General features: G+C 53.6%; 13 protein-coding genes, 1 tRNA gene and 1 pseudogene. 1 reads left to right on the top strand and 14 read right to left on the bottom strand.

Features of this window, described 5'->3' with window-relative positions; genetic code table 11:
- From HMPREF3119_RS14185 to gpt, 13 genes are all read right to left on the bottom strand, one after another.
- Nucleotides 1-89 (bottom strand) — tRNA-Ser (locus HMPREF3119_RS14185).
- A gap of 353 nt (nucleotides 90-442) precedes the next feature.
- Complete coding sequence (gene csrA / locus HMPREF3119_RS14180; RefSeq protein ID WP_004237871.1) at nucleotides 443-634, bottom strand: carbon storage regulator CsrA; 192 nt, start codon at nucleotides 632-634, stop codon at nucleotides 443-445.
- A 229-nt stretch (nucleotides 635-863) separates the two neighbouring features.
- A complete protein-coding gene (gene alaS / locus HMPREF3119_RS14175) occupies nucleotides 864-3,491 on the bottom strand; it encodes an alanine--tRNA ligase (protein WP_070580078.1) in 2,628 nt (875 codons plus the stop codon).
- A gap of 371 nt (nucleotides 3,492-3,862) precedes the next feature.
- The gene (recA, locus tag HMPREF3119_RS14170; protein ID WP_004237869.1) at nucleotides 3,863-4,933 is read right to left on the bottom strand and encodes a recombinase RecA; all 1,071 of its coding nucleotides are present in this window, start codon (nucleotides 4,931-4,933) and stop codon (nucleotides 3,863-3,865) included.
- An 86-nt stretch (nucleotides 4,934-5,019) separates the two neighbouring features.
- Nucleotides 5,020-5,541 (bottom strand): nicotinamide-nucleotide amidase, encoded by a 522-nt coding sequence (gene pncC, locus HMPREF3119_RS14165; RefSeq protein ID WP_032097893.1) that lies wholly within the window; start codon nucleotides 5,539-5,541, stop codon nucleotides 5,020-5,022.
- Nucleotides 5,542-5,544: 3 nt separating this feature from the next.
- On the bottom strand, nucleotides 5,545-6,750 hold the full coding sequence (lplT, locus tag HMPREF3119_RS14160; protein WP_062773137.1) for a lysophospholipid transporter LplT: 1,206 nt from the start codon (nucleotides 6,748-6,750) through the stop codon (nucleotides 5,545-5,547).
- Complete coding sequence (gene aas, locus HMPREF3119_RS14155; protein ID WP_036426155.1) at nucleotides 6,747-8,900, bottom strand: bifunctional acyl-ACP--phospholipid O-acyltransferase/long-chain-fatty-acid--ACP ligase; 2,154 nt, start codon at nucleotides 8,898-8,900, stop codon at nucleotides 6,747-6,749. The genes lplT and aas overlap by 4 nt, the downstream gene beginning before the upstream one ends.
- 154 nt (nucleotides 8,901-9,054) lie before the next feature.
- Entirely contained in the window at nucleotides 9,055-9,588 is a 534-nt protein-coding gene (gene aroL / locus HMPREF3119_RS14150; protein ID WP_004237865.1) for a shikimate kinase AroL, read from the bottom strand.
- A gap of 154 nt (nucleotides 9,589-9,742) precedes the next feature.
- Nucleotides 9,743-10,996 carry a glutamate-5-semialdehyde dehydrogenase gene (proA, locus tag HMPREF3119_RS14145; RefSeq protein ID WP_070580075.1) on the bottom strand — a complete coding sequence of 418 codons (1,254 nt, stop codon included), beginning with the start codon at nucleotides 10,994-10,996 and terminating at the stop codon, nucleotides 9,743-9,745.
- A gap of 12 nt (nucleotides 10,997-11,008) precedes the next feature.
- Nucleotides 11,009-12,112: a glutamate 5-kinase gene (gene proB, locus HMPREF3119_RS14140; protein ID WP_004237863.1), complete on the bottom strand. Its 1,104-nt coding sequence runs from the start codon at nucleotides 12,110-12,112 to the stop codon at nucleotides 11,009-11,011.
- 94 nt (nucleotides 12,113-12,206) lie between these two features.
- On the bottom strand, nucleotides 12,207-12,608 hold the full coding sequence (gene crl, locus HMPREF3119_RS14135) for a sigma factor-binding protein Crl (protein ID WP_083297282.1): 402 nt from the start codon (nucleotides 12,606-12,608) through the stop codon (nucleotides 12,207-12,209).
- 68 nt (nucleotides 12,609-12,676) lie between these two features.
- On the bottom strand, nucleotides 12,677-13,924 hold the full coding sequence (gene frsA, locus HMPREF3119_RS14130) for an esterase FrsA (RefSeq protein ID WP_004237861.1): 1,248 nt from the start codon (nucleotides 13,922-13,924) through the stop codon (nucleotides 12,677-12,679).
- A gap of 9 nt (nucleotides 13,925-13,933) precedes the next feature.
- Nucleotides 13,934-14,392 carry a xanthine phosphoribosyltransferase gene (gene gpt / locus HMPREF3119_RS14125; RefSeq protein ID WP_015422528.1) on the bottom strand — a complete coding sequence of 153 codons (459 nt, stop codon included), beginning with the start codon at nucleotides 14,390-14,392 and terminating at the stop codon, nucleotides 13,934-13,936.
- 268 nt (nucleotides 14,393-14,660) lie between these two features.
- On the opposite strand from gpt, the gene pepD reads away from it, so the two are divergent.
- Nucleotides 14,661-16,121: a beta-Ala-His dipeptidase gene (pepD, locus tag HMPREF3119_RS14120; protein WP_070580073.1), complete on the top strand. Its 1,461-nt coding sequence runs from the start codon at nucleotides 14,661-14,663 to the stop codon at nucleotides 16,119-16,121.
- Nucleotides 16,122-16,175: 54 nt separating this feature from the next.
- On the opposite strand, the pseudogene HMPREF3119_RS14115 reads toward pepD, so the two are convergent.
- A pseudogene (locus HMPREF3119_RS14115) lies at nucleotides 16,176-16,650 on the bottom strand (DNA polymerase IV); the annotation flags it as partial.

Below are 16,650 nucleotides of genomic sequence, written 5' to 3'. Positions count from 1 at the left end.
GGTGAGAGAGGGATTCGAACCCTCGATGCAGCTTTTGACCGCATACTCCCTTAGCAGGGGAGCGCCTTCAGCCTCTCGGCCATCTCACCATTGTTCCAGACCACACAACGATGATTTCCGTTTCCGTCATCTCGTCGTCGTGTGGCGCACATATTACTTTCCCCCACTGAGAAGTCAAACAATTTTTCCCAACTTTTTAAGATCTCACGATCGTTTGCACAATTACCGCGCACTATGTTGATTTTCACAACGATACGTGTGTTTTTACGGCAACAGGATCCACGTCAGCATAACGCGGCGGTGAGGAAAAAATCCGGCAGTGAGCAGAGAAAGTAACAGAATGACGGGCGATTTTTGCAGGAAAAAAAGTGAGGAGCCGGGATAATAGCGGCAGGAAGAAAAGAAGAAGGCGCCCGTCGCGGTAACGAGCGCGCCTCACAACTTAATAGTTATTGTTATTGGGTTGAGATTTTTCAGCCTGGATCCGCTGGTAAATTTCTTCACGGTGAACAGAAACCTCTTTGGGGGCGTTGACACCAATTCGTACCTGGTTTCCTTTAACACCCAGTACAGTCACTGTTACCTCATCGCCTATCATGAGTGTTTCACCAACTCGACGAGTCAGAATAAGCATTCTTTGCTCCTTGAAATATTAAAAGAGTCGGGCCTCTGAGTTTACCCGCCATTATCCATCCAACACCGTGAAAGCGTATAGCAATGATTATTTGTAAACTATATGTAGTTTTAGACACATTGCAATATTTAGTGTAGTTAAAAATTGCGACCTAACGTTAGTGATACAAAGACCTTATCACCAATATCAGGAGCACGCCGGAACGTGCTCCTGTTCAGATTTACTCAGACTACAGGTGAGATGCCACCCAGCTTTCAACGCTTGCCATAGCAGCAGGTAAAGCAGCGGTATCTGTCCCGCCGGCTTGGGCCATATCCGGGCGACCGCCCCCTTTACCGCCGATTTGTTCAGCAATAAAGGCAACCAGTTCGCCGGCTTTGACTTTGCCGGTCAGATCTTTCGTTACACCTGCAATGAGGCTAACTTTATCATCACTGATAGTTGAAAGCACAATAATTCCAGAGCTTAATTGATTTTTTAGATCATCAACCATCGTGCGTAACATTTTAGGTTCAGCGTTAGTCAGTTGTTTCACCAGGAGTTTAACACCGTTCACTGAAACGGTATCTTTGGTCATGGAGGAACTTTCCTGCGCAGCCTGCTGTTCTTTGAGTTGCTGTAACTCTTTTTCCAGGTTGCGGATTTTATCCAGCGCAGCTTTGACTTTTTCGCTCACACCGGCTTCATCACTTTTCACCAGCTGAGCCACCGCAGAGAGTGCATCAGACTGCTGATTCACGCTTTCCAGTGCGCCGCTACCGGTGACCGCTTCAATACGGCGGATACCGGCCGCTGTGGCGGATTCACTGATAATACGGAACAGACCGATATCACCGGTACGTGCCGCGTGAGTACCACCGCACAGCTCGGTTGAGAAGTCGCCCATGCTCAGTACACGGACACGTTCATCGTATTTTTCACCGAACAGAGCCATCGCACCTTTGGCTTTCGCCTCTTCCAGATCCATCAGCTCAGTCACAACCGGCTCATTTTTACGGATTTCGGCGTTGACCAAGGCTTCCACTTCACGGATTTGTGCCGGTGTCATGGCTTCAAAGTGAGAGAAGTCAAAACGCAGGTATTTATCGTTTACCAGTGAGCCTTTCTGTGACACATGCTCACCCAGAACCTGACGCAGCGCGGCATGCATCAGGTGCGTTGCCGAGTGGTTCAGACGGATGGCATTACGGCGCTCTTCGTCGATTTTCGCGGTGATTTTGTGGTTCACCGTCAGTTTGCCGCTGTCCACACGACCGGCATGGCCAATAGCCTGACCGTATTTCTGTGTGTCCAGAACGCTGAACTGCGCATCGTTGCTCGACAGCACACCGGTATCACCGACCTGGCCACCGGATTCCGCATAAAACGCGGTTTTATCCAGGATCACCAGACCTTCATCACCGGCATTCAGCTCAGTAACCGGCTGACCTTCTTTGTACAGTGCAACAATGGTTGCCGCCTGTTCATTGTGGTCATAACCGGAGAAGTCACTGCGCTTGTCCACTTTGATGAGACTGTTGTAGTCCGCACCAAAACCGCTGTTTTCACGGGCACGGCGGCGCTGTTCTTCCATTGCCGCTTCAAAACCGGCTTCATCCACTTTCAGGTTGCGCTCACGGCAGACGTCAGCGGTCAGATCCAGCGGGAAACCATAGGTGTCGTAAAGACGGAATGCCGCTTCACCGCTCAGGGTATCCCCGGTCAGTGAGGCTAATTCGTCATCCAGCAGTTGCAGGCCGCGTTCCAGCGTACGGGCAAACTGCTCTTCTTCTGACTTCAGTACTTTCTCCACCATCACACGCTGGCGGGCCAGTTCTTCACCGGCAGAGCCCATCACGTCGATCAGCGGCGCAACCAGTTTGTAGAAGAAGGTGTCTTTCGCGCCCAGCATGTAGCCATGACGGACAGCGCGGCGGATGATACGGCGCAGCACATAACCGCGGCCTTCGTTGGACGGAATAACGCCGTCGCAAATCAGGAAGGCACAGGAGCGGATATGGTCGGCGATCACGCGCAGTGATTTGCTGGTCAGATCGTCAGCACCGGTCACTTTCGCCACATCGGCAATCAGTTTGCGGAACAGGTCGATATCATAGTTAGAGTTTACATGCTGCAGAACAGCGGTAATACGCTCCAGACCCATACCGGTATCAACGGATGGTTTCGGCAGCGGCTCTAATGTACCGTCAGACTGACGGTTGAATTGCATAAAGACGATGTTCCAGATCTCGATGTAACGGTCGCCGTCTTCTTCCGGTGATCCCGGAGGGCCGCCCCAGATGTGGTCGCCGTGATCAAAGAAAATCTCAGTACACGGACCGCAAGGGCCGGTATCGCCCATCTGCCAGAAGTTGTCAGAGGCGTATTGGGCACCTTTGTTATCACCGATGCGGATAATGCGCTCAGCCGGAACACCGACTTCATCTTTCCAGATGTTGTACGCTTCGTCATCCGTTGCATAAACAGTAACCCACAGCTTTTCTTTCGGCAGGTTAAACCATTCTTTGCCGGTCAGCAGTTCCCAGGCGAAATTGATGGCATCGTGCTTGAAGTAATCGCCGAAGCTGAAGTTACCCAGCATTTCGAAGAAAGTGTGGTGACGTGCAGTGTAGCCGACGTTTTCCAGGTCGTTGTGCTTACCGCCGGCACGGACACAGCGCTGTGCTGTGGTGGCCCGGGTGTAAGGACGCTTATCCAGACCGAGGAAAACATCTTTGAATTGGTTCATCCCTGCGTTAGTAAAAAGCAGCGTTGGGTCGTTGTTCGGAACCAGCGAACTGCTCTGGACAATCTGATGTCCTTTTGTATGGAAAAAGTCGAGAAACGCTTGACGGATCTCAGCGGTGCTTTTGCTCATATTTATCCCGAAATCAAGCTGAAATAATAAGATTTATGAATTGCGAAACAGACTGTGAAGCCGCTCCGATTCAACCTTCGGATCAATCAAGGCGGAGAGAAATTTAAGGGTTTCCCTTGAACATTAATTCCCAGATAAATCCATTCGCTGTACCCATTGTAAAGCGAATAAACTTTTTCTGAAAGTCTGTTCGTACAAACGGCGTTCATCCGGCCGGGAGAGGGGTTTTTGTATAAAGAACACGGTATGAAGGACAGAGACAGGTGGTTGTCCGCAGATAAAAAGAAAGCCGTACCCGTCACGGATACAGCTTTCAGAATAACTCAATGATTTTATTACTTTAAATCTTAAAATCAGTGTGGTTTTACGAATTAAAACTCTTCGTTGCCCGCATCTTCAGTTTCACTTTCTTCGTTGAAGCTTTCTGCTGCGGTACTGAATTCACCACTGTGATTCAGTAATAACTCACGTAATTTTTTATCCAGTTCATCCGCCATTTCCGGATGTTCTTTCAGGTAAATTGTGGCGTTTGCCTTACCCTGACCGATTTTTTCACCGTTGTAGCTGTACCATGCACCGGCTTTCTCAACCAGTTTATGTTTCACACCCAGGTCGATCAGTTCGCCCATGGTGTTGATACCTTCGCCGTACATGATCTGGAATTCAGCCTGTTTGAACGGTGCAGCCACTTTGTTTTTCACCACTTTCACGCGGGTTTCGCTGCCGACCACTTCATCACCGTTTTTCACCGCGCCGATACGGCGGATATCCAGACGGACAGAGGCATAGAACTTCAGTGCGTTACCACCGGTGGTGGTTTCCGGGTTACCGAACATCACACCAATCTTCATACGGATCTGGTTGATGAAAATCAGCAGTGTGTTGGAGTTTTTCAGGTTACCGGCCAGCTTACGCATCGCCTGGCTCATCATACGGGCAGCCAGACCCATGTGTGAATCACCAATTTCACCTTCGATTTCAGCTTTTGGTGTCAGTGCTGCCACGGAGTCAACAATGATGACATCAACAGCACCGGAGCGGGTTAAAGCATCACAGATTTCCAGTGCCTGCTCGCCGGTGTCCGGCTGGGAGCACAGCAGGTTATCAATATCCACGCCCAGTTTCTTGGCATAGACCGGATCCAGTGCGTGTTCCGCATCGATAAACGCACACACACGGCCCTGACGCTGTGCAGCGGCAATAACCTGTAATGTCAGCGTGGTTTTACCGGAAGATTCAGGCCCGTAGATTTCAACAATACGTCCCAGCGGCAGACCACCTGCACCCAGTGCAACGTCCAGTGCCAGAGAGCCGGTTGAGATAGTTTCCACATCCATGGAACGGTCTTCACCCAGACGCATGATCGAACCTTTACCGAACTGCTTCTCGATCTGACCTAAGGCTGCTGCCAGTGCTTTCTGTTTGTTCTCATCAATAGCCATGTAAACTCCCTTCTCAACCCCTGAGACACCGCCCGGGTTATTAAAATGGTTTCAACTGAATCTGTTGAACTGATTATACTGTATAGTCATACAGTATCAAGTGATTTTTTCGTCAGAATTGCAATTAATCCGTCGAGCCCTTTCAGCACCGCCTGACAGCGCACCGCATTGCGATCGCCCGGAAAACACCATCTGCGGGCAGCGGTTTTTATTCCTGTTTCTTCCCGCCATGCCCAGCCGAACCAGACTGTGCCGACCGGCTTTTCATCACTGCCGCCGTCCGGCCCGGCAATGCCGCTGACAGAGACGGCTAAGTCCGCACCCGCGGTGTCCAGCGCCCCGGCGGCCATTTCGCGGACCACCGCCTCACTGACCGCACCAAAAGCGGACAGTGACTGTTCTGATACGCCGATCATACTGTGTTTGGCATCATTACTGTAGGTGACAAACCCGCGCTGAAAATACGCCGAACTCCCGGCGATATCTGTGATCACCTTGGCAATCCACCCGCCGGTGCAGGATTCTGCCGTTGTGACACTCAGACCGGCCTCAAGGAGATAAGATCCCAGTTCCGTACTGCGCCGGGTCAGAGCCTGTTCATCATGCATCGGTCACTCCTGTTGTGAAATCTGTTTTTTGCGGCGGATATCCCAGAGCCATAATCCGCCGATGGCGAGGGCAAACAGGCTGCCGAACGCCGCACCGATCACCACTACCGGCACACCCGCTTTAACGGCCAGGGAGTAGAGCCCCAGCATCAGCAGCATCGCGCCGTTTTCCCCCATATTCTGTACCGCAATAGCGTTCCCAGCCCCGACAGTCTCTTTACCGCGCTTTTGCAGCAGGGCATTGAGCGGCACCACAAACAGGCCGCCGAACACACCGAGCATAATCAGCGTGATATTGGTCGGTACCACCGAGGTCTGGAAGGTGAAAATAATGACCATCACCCCGATCAGGATCCCGGCCGGCATACAGCGGCACACGGTTTCCAGGGTGATAAAGCGGGCAGCCAGCCCCGCCCCCGCCACAATCCCAATAGCAACCATGGCGTTAAGCAGTGTCGGCATGGTCTGGCCGGTAATACCCAGCGCCGCCGGAACCCACAATACCAGCATCAGCCGCAGTGTCACGCCCGCGCCCCAGAACAGACTGGTACCGGTCAGGGAAAAACGGCTTTCCTGGTTTTTCCACAGTGATACTACAGCGCGGAAGAAAGTGACCACCATCGTGCGCGGATTACGGCTCAGGCCGGTTTTCGCAGGCGGCAGACGCGGAATATAGATATTGGTCACGGCCGCCAGTGCGTACATCACCGTACATAAAATCAGAGCCATTGTAATATGGTAATCAGACAGGAAGCCGCCGGTTACCGACCCCAGCAGAATAGCCACAATAGTTGAGGCTTCAATCAGCCCGTTGGCTTTCACCAGCTGTTCTCCGGTAGTCAGCTCACCGAGGATCCCGTATTTTGCCGGAGAATAGGCCGCCGCCCCGACCCCGATCAGCCCGTATCCCAGGAACGGATCCGCACCGAAGCAGATCACCACCGCGCCGAAAAGCTTGCAGCCGTTCGACAGCAGCATCACCCGCCCTTTCGGGAAGCTGTCGGCAATCTGTCCGACAAACGGCGCCAGCACAATAAAGGTCAGCACAAAGACCATCTGCAGCATCGGCTGGCTCCATTCGGGATAGTGCCGGGCGCTGAGCTGTGCAAGGATGGCGAACAGAATCGCGTTATCCGCAAATGCCGTAATAAACTGGGAAACCAGTACCGCTTTCATGCCTTTGTTCAGTAACGGGGCGGATGCTGTCATACCTGCGGCTCCTGTAATGCCTGTTGTTTCAGTGTGACAAAATCCGGTTTACCGCTGCCGAGTACCGGCAGTTGTCTGATATAACGGATATCACGCGGAACCGCCAGTTCCGGCAGCCCTTTCGCTTTCGCTTCTGTCAGCAGTTGTGTGCGATCCAGTTCACTGTCAGTGGTAAACATCACCAGTGCTTCGCCGCGTTTTGCATCCGGCTTCGTCACCACGGCATGCAGTTTATCCGGCGAAACACTCAGTGCCAGCTGCTCAACACTCTCCAGCGAGATCATCTCACCGGCCAGTTTGGCAAAGCGTTTGACCCGTCCGCGGATAGTGATAAACCCGGCTGCATCCTGTGTGACGATATCGCCGGTGTCATACCAGCCGATCTGAACCTCGCCCTGTATATTCTCCGCTGACGGCGGTTCAATCTGCCCCGGTTTTTCCACCCGCAGATACCCTTTCATCACATTCGGGCCGCGCACCTGCAGCAACCCGCCGTTTTCAATACCGGCAACCGGCAGCAGCCGCGCTTCCATTCCCGGCACCAGCCGTCCGACTGTACCGGTACGGGCGGCCATCGGCACGTTAATGGAGATCACCGGCGCACACTCTGTCACCCCGTAACCTTCCAGGATGCGCAGGCCGAATTTATCCTGCCAGACCTGTTTGGTGCCTTCCGCCAGCTTCTCCGCCCCGGCCACAGCATAGCGGACACGGGCAAAATCATACGGATGAGCAAAACGGGCATAATTGGCAAGGAAGGTGGATGTCCCGAAAATAACGGTACAGTTCTGATCGTACGTCAGCTCCGGCACCATGCGGTAATGCAGCGGGCTCGGATAGAGGAAAATCCGGCTGCCGCACAGCAGCGGCGTGATAAGCCCGGCAGTCAGACCAAAGGCGTGAAACAGCGGCAGTGCGGACATAAAACGGTCTTTCGGCGTGAAATCCGCCACCGTTTTAATCTGCTCAACGTTCGCCAGCAGAGAGTCGTGGCTGTGCACCACGCCTTTCGGTGTCCCTTCCGAGCCGGAGGTAAAGAGAATAATCGCATCATCTTCCGGCTTTTGCGGCAGCAGTGCCGCCTGCGGCGTGACCAGGTGACGCATCACCCACAGTTTGTCTTTCAGGGTAACAGATGCTTTTGCCTCTTCCAGATAGACCCAGTTGGCTTCTGTCAGCTGTTCCGGCAAATGTGTCATTTTGCCTTTTTCCAGAAACTGGCGCGAGGTGATGATGGTAGTGATCCCCGCCGCCTTCATGGCATTCCGCAGCCCGGCGACACCCGCTGTGTAGTTAAGCAGTGCCGGAATACGGCGGCGCATGGAAGCGCCGAGGATCGCCGCTCCCATCACGGTGGCATTCGGCAGCAGGAAACCGGTGCGCTCCCCCTCTTTGGTGTAGTGGCTGATAATACAGCTTAGTCCGAGGGATTTTTTCAGCAGCCCCTGATAACTGTCCTCACTGAAATTGATGTCATCAATGATCCGCTGGAAACGGCCGTAACGTTTTACCGCGCCGAGAAACGCCTGCGGCAGTGTCAGTGACGGGCGGCACGTCATGCGTGCATCCATCATAATGTCGCGCAGATGTTCCCCCGCCAGACGGCGGCGCTCTGCGGCACGCGGTGCCTCCGGCATCGGAATGGTCTCCGGCGGCAGAACATGAATGGTGATGGCCGGGAAAAAGTGACTTTTGATCACTTTCCGCATCCGGCTGAAATACGTCAGTTCCGCGCCGTCAATCCGCACCGGGATCACTTTCGCGCCGGTTTTGGCAGCAATAAAAGCAGCGCCGTCGTAGATCTTCATCAGAGAATCAGTGATCGTCACCCGCCCTTCCGGGAAGATCACTATCTGACGCCCTTTTTCCACTTCGCGGATCAGATGCCGCAATGCCAGCGGATTACGCGGATCCACCGGAATAATATCGGCAATGGGTTTTAAACAGCGGATGAAAAATGGCGTGGCATAATTGGTGTACATCGCGAACACCGGCCGGGTCGGCAGGAATAATCCCAGCAGAACACCATCGATAAAAGAGGCGTGGTTCGGGGTGATTACACTTCGCGGTTGATTAAGATTACTCAGGTCACCTGTAACACGAATGCGGAATAATCCGCGGAGCAGTGCACGTAACACATTCATCAACATACTGAATTCCCTGTGTATTTATTATTCCGCCAATCAGTTCGGCGGGCAGACGCTTTAATAATAACACAGCGGATTGATTAACCAACTGACAGAGCGGTACGGAATTACCTTTATTCGATTTGTGTCACTGTTCACAATAATACAGCAACAGGCACTATACGGCGGCGTGGATGCAGGTGCAGATCTGACTGATTAGTTCCGGCACCGGACAGGTGGCATCCACCACGATATCCGCGCATTCCAGATAGAGCGGCTCGCGTTTGCTCAGCACCTCTGCCATCTCCTCCACAATGCATTTGCCGGTCAGGCTCGGACGCTGATGCGCCTGAGGTGTGTGTGACAACCGTTCCGCCAGGGTTTCGGCACTGGCGCGCAGATACACCACTTTGCCGGAGGATTGCATAAACGCCCGGTTTTCCGGTGCCATCACAATGCCGCCGCCGGTGGAGACCAGACGGTGCGGTTTACTGACCTGACGCAGCACATCACTTTCCAGCTCGCGGAAACTGCGCCAGCCCGATTGTTCCACCAGCTGGGAGATAGACATCCGGCACTGTTCTGTCACACAGGCATCAGTGTCAATAAAATCGTACAGTAATGCCTGTGCCAGTGGTTTACCCACCGTGGTTTTGCCAGCCCCGCGGGCGCCGATAAGATAAATAATCGGTTTCTCATCCTGATGATTCATACTATCCGCTTTCTCCGCAGGTGTTCATAATATTTTACATAAGTGTAAATTAAGATGGCCTATCATAGCGTACTCAGATAAAAAGCTAAAGCGCGATCCGCAGAACGTGGCTGTCATCTGACAAAAAACGTCCTGCGGATGCATAACGGCCTGTTTATGAACGGATCGTGTGGTCACCGACCCCGATCCACTTATAGGTGGTCAGTGCCGCCAGCCCCATCGGGCCGCGGGCATGCAGTTTCTGGGTGCTGACCGCGACTTCCGCGCCCAGTCCGAACTGACCGCCGTCAGTGAAACGGGTGCTGGCGTTAACATAAACTGCTGATGAATCAATATTTGAGACGAAATAATCAGCCTGAGACATGGATTGTGTCAGAATCGATTCCGAGTGCTGAGTGCCGTAATGACGGATATGCTCAATCGCCCCGTCAATGTCCTTCACAATCACCACATTCAGATCAAGTGACAGCCATTCATCTGACAGCTGTGCTTCTGTTACGGCTTCCGTCTTCGCCGGGCCGTTTTTCAGCAGCGCCAGCGCGGCAGGATCCGCATGCAGGGTAACATTATCCGCCGCCATGTGATCACTCAGCAGCGGCAGAAATTCCGCAGCCACTTTTTCATGCACCAGCAGCGTTTCCACCGCATTACAGACACTCGGACGCTGCACTTTGGCATTGCGGATGACCGGCAGCGCTTTATGCAGATCCGCCGTCTCATCGATAAAAATATGACACACGCCGATACCGCCGGTGATCACCGGGATCGTGGACTGCTCACGACACAGACGATGCAGACCGGCACCGCCGCGCGGAATAAGAATATCCACATAGCGATCCATCTTCAGCAACTCATTGACCAGCGCACGATCCGGGTTATCAATCGCCTGGATAGCCGCCTGCGGCAGACCGCACTCGCTGAGCGCCTGCTGAATAACACGGACCATCGCCACATTGGTATTGTGTGTCTCTTTGCCGCCGCGCAGGATCACCGCATTACCGGTTTTCAGGCACAGCGAGGCAACATCCACCGTCACATTCGGGCGTGCTTCATAAATCACACCGACCACACCGAGCGGCACACGGCGGCGCTCAAGGCGCAGACCACTTTCCAGCACACCGCCGTCGATCACTTCCCCGACAGGATCCGCCAGCTGACAGACCTTACGCACGTCCGCAGCAATACTTTCCAGGCGTGCCTGCGTCAGCAGCAGGCGATCAAGCATCGCCTCTGAGGTGCCCTGCTCACGGGCTTTGGCAATATCAAGTTCATTGGCAGCAAGGATCGGCGCACTGTTCTGTTCCAGCAGATCGGCGATGCGGGTCAGAGCCTGATTTTTCTGTTTTCCGGAAAGCTGAGCCAGTGCCCAGGAGGCGGCTTTGGCCGCTTTACCCATTTGTTCTAACATATGCTGATATCCTTAACTGACAATCATATCGTCGCGGTGAACAGCCACTGCGCCGTATTCATAACCTAAAATCGTGCTGATTTCCTGTGACTGCCGTCCGGCAATCAGGCGCAGTGCATCGCTGTTATACCGGCAGACACCGTGTGCCAGATCCCGCCCGTTCAGCGCGCGGATGCGGACAACCTCACCACGGGAGAAATTGCCGTTCACAGTACGGATCCCGCTCGGCAACAGGGAACTGCCCTTATCTTTCAGCGCTTTCTCCGCACCGTCATCCACAATGATCTCGCCGGCAGGCGGTGCCCCGAAGATCCACTGCTTACGCGCTTCCATCGGTGCTTTTTTCCCGAAGAACCGGGTGCCGACCGGAATATCATCAATCACATCACAAATCACCCCGGCGCGATCACCGGCAGCAATAATGACATCGATCCCCGCGCGTCCTGCGACCGTCGCGGCCTGGAGCTTGGTGGCCATTCCGCCGGTGCCCAGCCCGGAGACACTGTCGCCTGCAACACTGCGCAGTTCATCGCTGATGTCATGCACTTCAGAAATCAGGGTGGCGTCCGGGTTGCTGCGCGGATCGGCAGTATACAGCCCTTCAATATCGGTCAGCAGCAGGAGCTTATCCGCCCCGCCGAGGATCGCTGCCAGCGCGGAGAGGTTATCGTTATCTCCGACTTTAATTTCTGCTGTGGCAACCGCATCATTTTCATTGATGACCGGCACAATGCCGTTATCCAGCAGTGCGGTCAGCGTGTCACGGGCATTCAGGAAACGCTCGCGATCTTCCATATCCGCGCGGGTCAGCAGCATCTGGCCGATATGGATACCGTAAATCGAGAACAGGCGCTCCCATAACTGGATCAGGCGGCTCTGACCAACGGCCGCCAGCAGCTGTTTGGACGCAATGGTGGCGGGGAGTTCCGGGTAACCGAGGTGTTCACGACCGGCGGCAATCGCCCCGGAAGTCACAATAATAATACGGTGCCCTTTTGCATACTGCTGCGCACACTGCCGGACCAGTTCAACAATCCTGGCCTGATTTAAATGTCGTGATCCGCCGGTCAGCACACTTGTGCCCAGTTTGACAACCAGCGTTTGGCTGCTATTCATTGCGTTCTACCATTCATTTTGCGGGATAAGAAAAGATGACCTGTTTTAACAGGTGATGCGCGCCATGCCAACAGGCACAACGCAAAACCGGACATTAATCCGGCTGCTTTCCGGGGGGCGGTGATACCGGTGACGGGGTCAGGGACAGATCCAGTTCCTGAAGAACGGCCTGTAAGCGGGGATAAAAATCAGTCAGGGTTTTGCTGACCGCATCACGGATCTCTTTGTCAGACAGGGATTTTTCCTGCCAGAGCCCTTTTTTATCAAATACCCCGGTATGGTATTCTGAGACAAACCCGGTTTCCTGCGGGATCAGTGTCAGCCACCAGCCAAAAAACTCACGTTTTTCCGGCGCGACCCCCGCATTCACACACACCGCCAGGCAGTCAAAAAAATAGTGACCCTCCTGACACTGCAGCTCACGGATATACGGACCCAATGCAGTGAAACATCGCAGCAACCTGCCACGTGTGTAATCTGAAACCAGTGCCATCATTAAGCCTCCTTTCAGCGAAGGCTTAGTTGTAGCAAACAGACAGGAATTATCAATGATTATTATGCTGTTCAGGATAAAATTCTGGTGAGCCAGCGGGTGGCCTCATCCAGCGATTTGTGGAAAGTGTCAAAAACCGGCGTATGGCCGAATTCCACCAGCTTACCGTCAGCGCTGGAGCGGACAATCAGCTCCGATTCACTTTTCGGGCTGAACACATCCTCTTTCCAGCACATGCTCAGCACCGGCAGTGAACAGCGGCGGCCGAGCAGTCCCTGATTTTTCAGAGATAAGCAACCGAGCCGGGTGCGGACAGTATCAAGGTCAGTACAGCGCGCCGCCGCACGGCTGGCCAGCACATCCATATACATGCCGGGAATTTTATCCTGCCGCTCCGGGCTGACAAACAGATCATGCACCACCGGCCCGAACAGCACGGCCCCGCGCAACTGATGTGCGGACAGGTATGCCATACGCATCGCCACATTGGCACCAAAACGCAGCCCCATCACCGCCACACGGGTGTGGTCAATCCACGGCACATTGCGCAGCTGATCCAGTACCTGCTGGTGCATCAGGCTGCTTTCCTGGCCTAAAGTCTGTTTTGAAGAGTAACCGATTGACGGCATATCCAGCGTCAGCAGTGCAATGCCCTGCGGTGCCAGATAGTCACGGAAGTAGCGGCAGTAATCACTTTGCAGATTATCCAGACTGCCGCACATCATCACCACCGGAAACGCACTGCCTTTCCCCGGCGGGAGGTGCAGGAAAGCGCAGATATTTCCGCCGCTCTCCATTTTGAATTCAATTTTTTTCAGTTCATATGCGGCAAACCGGGCGGAGTTTTCATACGCCTGATTTGCCAGAACGGTAGCCTGATCCGCCAGCTCATCCCCTTTTAAATGGGGATATCCCGCAATACTGTACAGATTTGCGGCAAGCAGCCAGGCTTCACAGGCTTTTTCGCCGGATTCAAATTCCAGCGCTTTGCGCTGCCACAACATCGCCTGCTGAGACCATTCATAAGCCCAGTTACCGCGGCGGTAGCCGATCACCGTATCCAGCAGTGCATCATCACTGCGGGGGGCATCAGATGCCGCTATCCGGCTGAGAACTTCTTCGGTTTCCAGCGGCGGGATCCCCCGCCAGGCCCACATTAAGCGGTTAATCATGCGATACCAGCCCGGATGTGTACATCCGCTCAGGACGCTGCCCCTGACTTCCTTCATCCCGGAACGGGTAAAGTTCACCAGTGCGGATGTCTCAGGGTGCTTGATTTTCGGCTTAAACAGTTTCTCTGACAGGTTCTGTTGTGTCATGGCATTCGCTTACTGATCGCAGATTGGTTTAACAAAACTGACGGTCATATCCCACGGCTGTTCGATCCAGGTATCCTGCGGGATATCAACCACATAATCGTCAACCAGCGGACGTCCGGCCGGTTTGGCAAAAATAGTGACGAAATGCGCTTTCGGATACATATCGCGGATCATCTGAGCAGTACCGCCGGTGTCCACCAGATCATCAACAATGATAAATCCTTCGCCGTCACCTTCGGCTTTTTTCAGGACTTTCATATCGCGCTGATGGTCATGATCATAGCTGGAAATGCAGACAGTATCCACATGACGGATACCCAGTTCACGAGCGAGTAAGGCACCCGGCACCAGACCACCGCGGCTTACGGCGATGATGCCTTTCCATTGTTCGGTTGGCATTAAACGCTGTGCCAGTTTACGGGCATGCATTTGCAACATATCCCACGTTACGACGTATTTTTCGCTCATATCAGATTGATCCCGGCTTGATGATTTACAGAAAAGAGTCTTTTTTGCGGAAAAAAGGTTGCGCGAGATTATAGTGACTTGAGCCGCCAAAGACCAGAGTATCTGACAAATTCATCATAATTCCCTGTTATGACACACGCACTTTGCGTAAGAATTTGCTATTCTCCGGACATCGGATATTCGCGACCGCTCATTTTAAACAGCGTTACCGGCCGCCTTCGGGTATCCTCCCCCTAATAATGAAAAATGCAGTAACAGGAGATCGAACGTGTCTGAACTATCACAATTATTTCCGCAGCCGCTGTGGGATATTTTTGCCAAAATCTGCTCTATTCCTCATCCGTCCTACCACGAAGAGCAACTGGCTGCACATATTATTGAATGGGCAAAAGAAAAGGAATTCCACGTTGAACGCGACAGCGTCGGTAATATCCTGATCCGCAAACCGGCCAGCAAAGGCCTGGAAAACCGCAAAGCGGTCGTTCTGCAGGCGCACCTGGATATGGTGCCGCAGAAAAATAATGATACAGCACACGATTTCGAAAAAGATCCGATTCAGCCGTACATCGACGGCGACTGGGTAACCGCGAAAGGCACCACATTAGGTGCGGATAACGGCATCGGTATGGCCTCCGCGCTGGCAGTACTGGCTGACGATTCAGTCAAACACGGGCCGCTGGAAGTTCTGCTGACCATGACAGAAGAAGCCGGGATGGACGGCGCATTCGGTCTGCAGCCGGGCTGGTTACAGGCTGATATCCTGATCAATACCGACTCCGAAGAAGAAGGTGAAATTTACATGGGTTGTGCAGGCGGTATTGACGTCACCACAACACTTGCGCTGAGCCGTGAAGCCGTTCCGGCCGGTTACAGCACCTTCACCCTGACCCTCAAAGGTCTCAAAGGCGGCCACTCCGGCGGCGATATTCATCTGGGCCTCGGCAATGCCAACAAATTACTGGCCCGTTTCCTGGCCGGTCACGCCACAGAACTCGGCGCGCGTCTGGTTGATTTTCAGGGCGGCACACTGCGCAACGCGATTCCGCGCGAAGGCCACATCACTCTGGCAGTACCGGCAGATAAAGCCGCACAGCTGAAATCGCTGGCACAGACCTTTGAAGCGCTGCTCAGAGAAGAGCTCGCGCAGAAAGAGAAAAACCTGGTTGTCACCCTGGAAGCTGCAACCGCTGCTCAGGGCACTCTGACCGCTGATGTGCAGTCCCGCTTTATCAATATGCTCAATGTGATGCCGAACGGCGTGATCCGCATGAGTGACGTGGTTCCGGGCGTGGTCGAAACCTCACTGAACGTGGGTGTGGTGAAAATGAGTGACGACCGTGTGCAGATTATCTGTCTGGTACGTTCCCTGATTGAATCCGGCAAATCTTCTGTGGTCAGCATGCTGACCTCGCTGGCGGCACTGTCCGGTGCGGATATTGTTGCCGAAGGCGGCTATCCGGGCTGGCAGCCGGATGCAGACTCTCCGGTCATGCATCTGGTCAGCGAAACCTATCAGCAGCTGTTTGACAAAACCCCGAACATCATGGTGATCCACGCCGGTCTTGAGTGCGGTTTATTCAAAAAACCGTATCCGGACATGGACATGGTCTCCATCGGGCCGACCATCACCGGAGCGCACTCCCCTGATGAACAAGTACATATCAAGAGTGTCGGGCAGTACTGGCAGTTACTGACCGCTATCTTAAAAGCGATCCCTGAAAAAGCGTAATCGCCTTATTCAGCTCAGCGGCGGGATAATTATCCCGCCGTTTTTATATGTGATTCAGAACCCGAGCAGCAACTGCCGCTCAAGCTGCGGATCCCGCAGTGTTACATGCAGCCCCACCAGCCGTACGCCGCGCCCTTCCCGGCGGCTCTCCCAGGCCAGTTCCGCCGTTTTCAGCAAATCCGCTTTATCCAGCACCTGATGGACATGTTCCTGTGTGGTCTGCTGAAAGTCCGCAAACTTCAGTTTAATGCCTTGACGAGCGATCCGCAGATCCGGTGACACCTTTGTCAGACGACGCTCCAGCTCCGGAAACAGCTCATCAATAATCGTCTGACACTCATCCCACGAGGCAATATCTTCCGCCAGTGTCCGCTCGACACCGACAGATTTCCGTTCCCTGTCCGGACAAACCGGCCGCTCATCGCTACCGTGACTGCGCTGCCAGATGATCTGCCCGAACTTTCCGAACTGTTTCAGCAGCGATATCTGATCATAATTCTGCACATCCCGGCAGGTCTCCAGACCGAGA

This window comes from Morganella sp. HMSC11D09 (assembly GCF_001807955.1).
Lineage (GTDB): Bacteria > Pseudomonadota > Gammaproteobacteria > Enterobacterales > Enterobacteriaceae > Morganella > Morganella morganii.
This window is presented reverse-complemented; position numbering and strand designations above follow the sequence as displayed.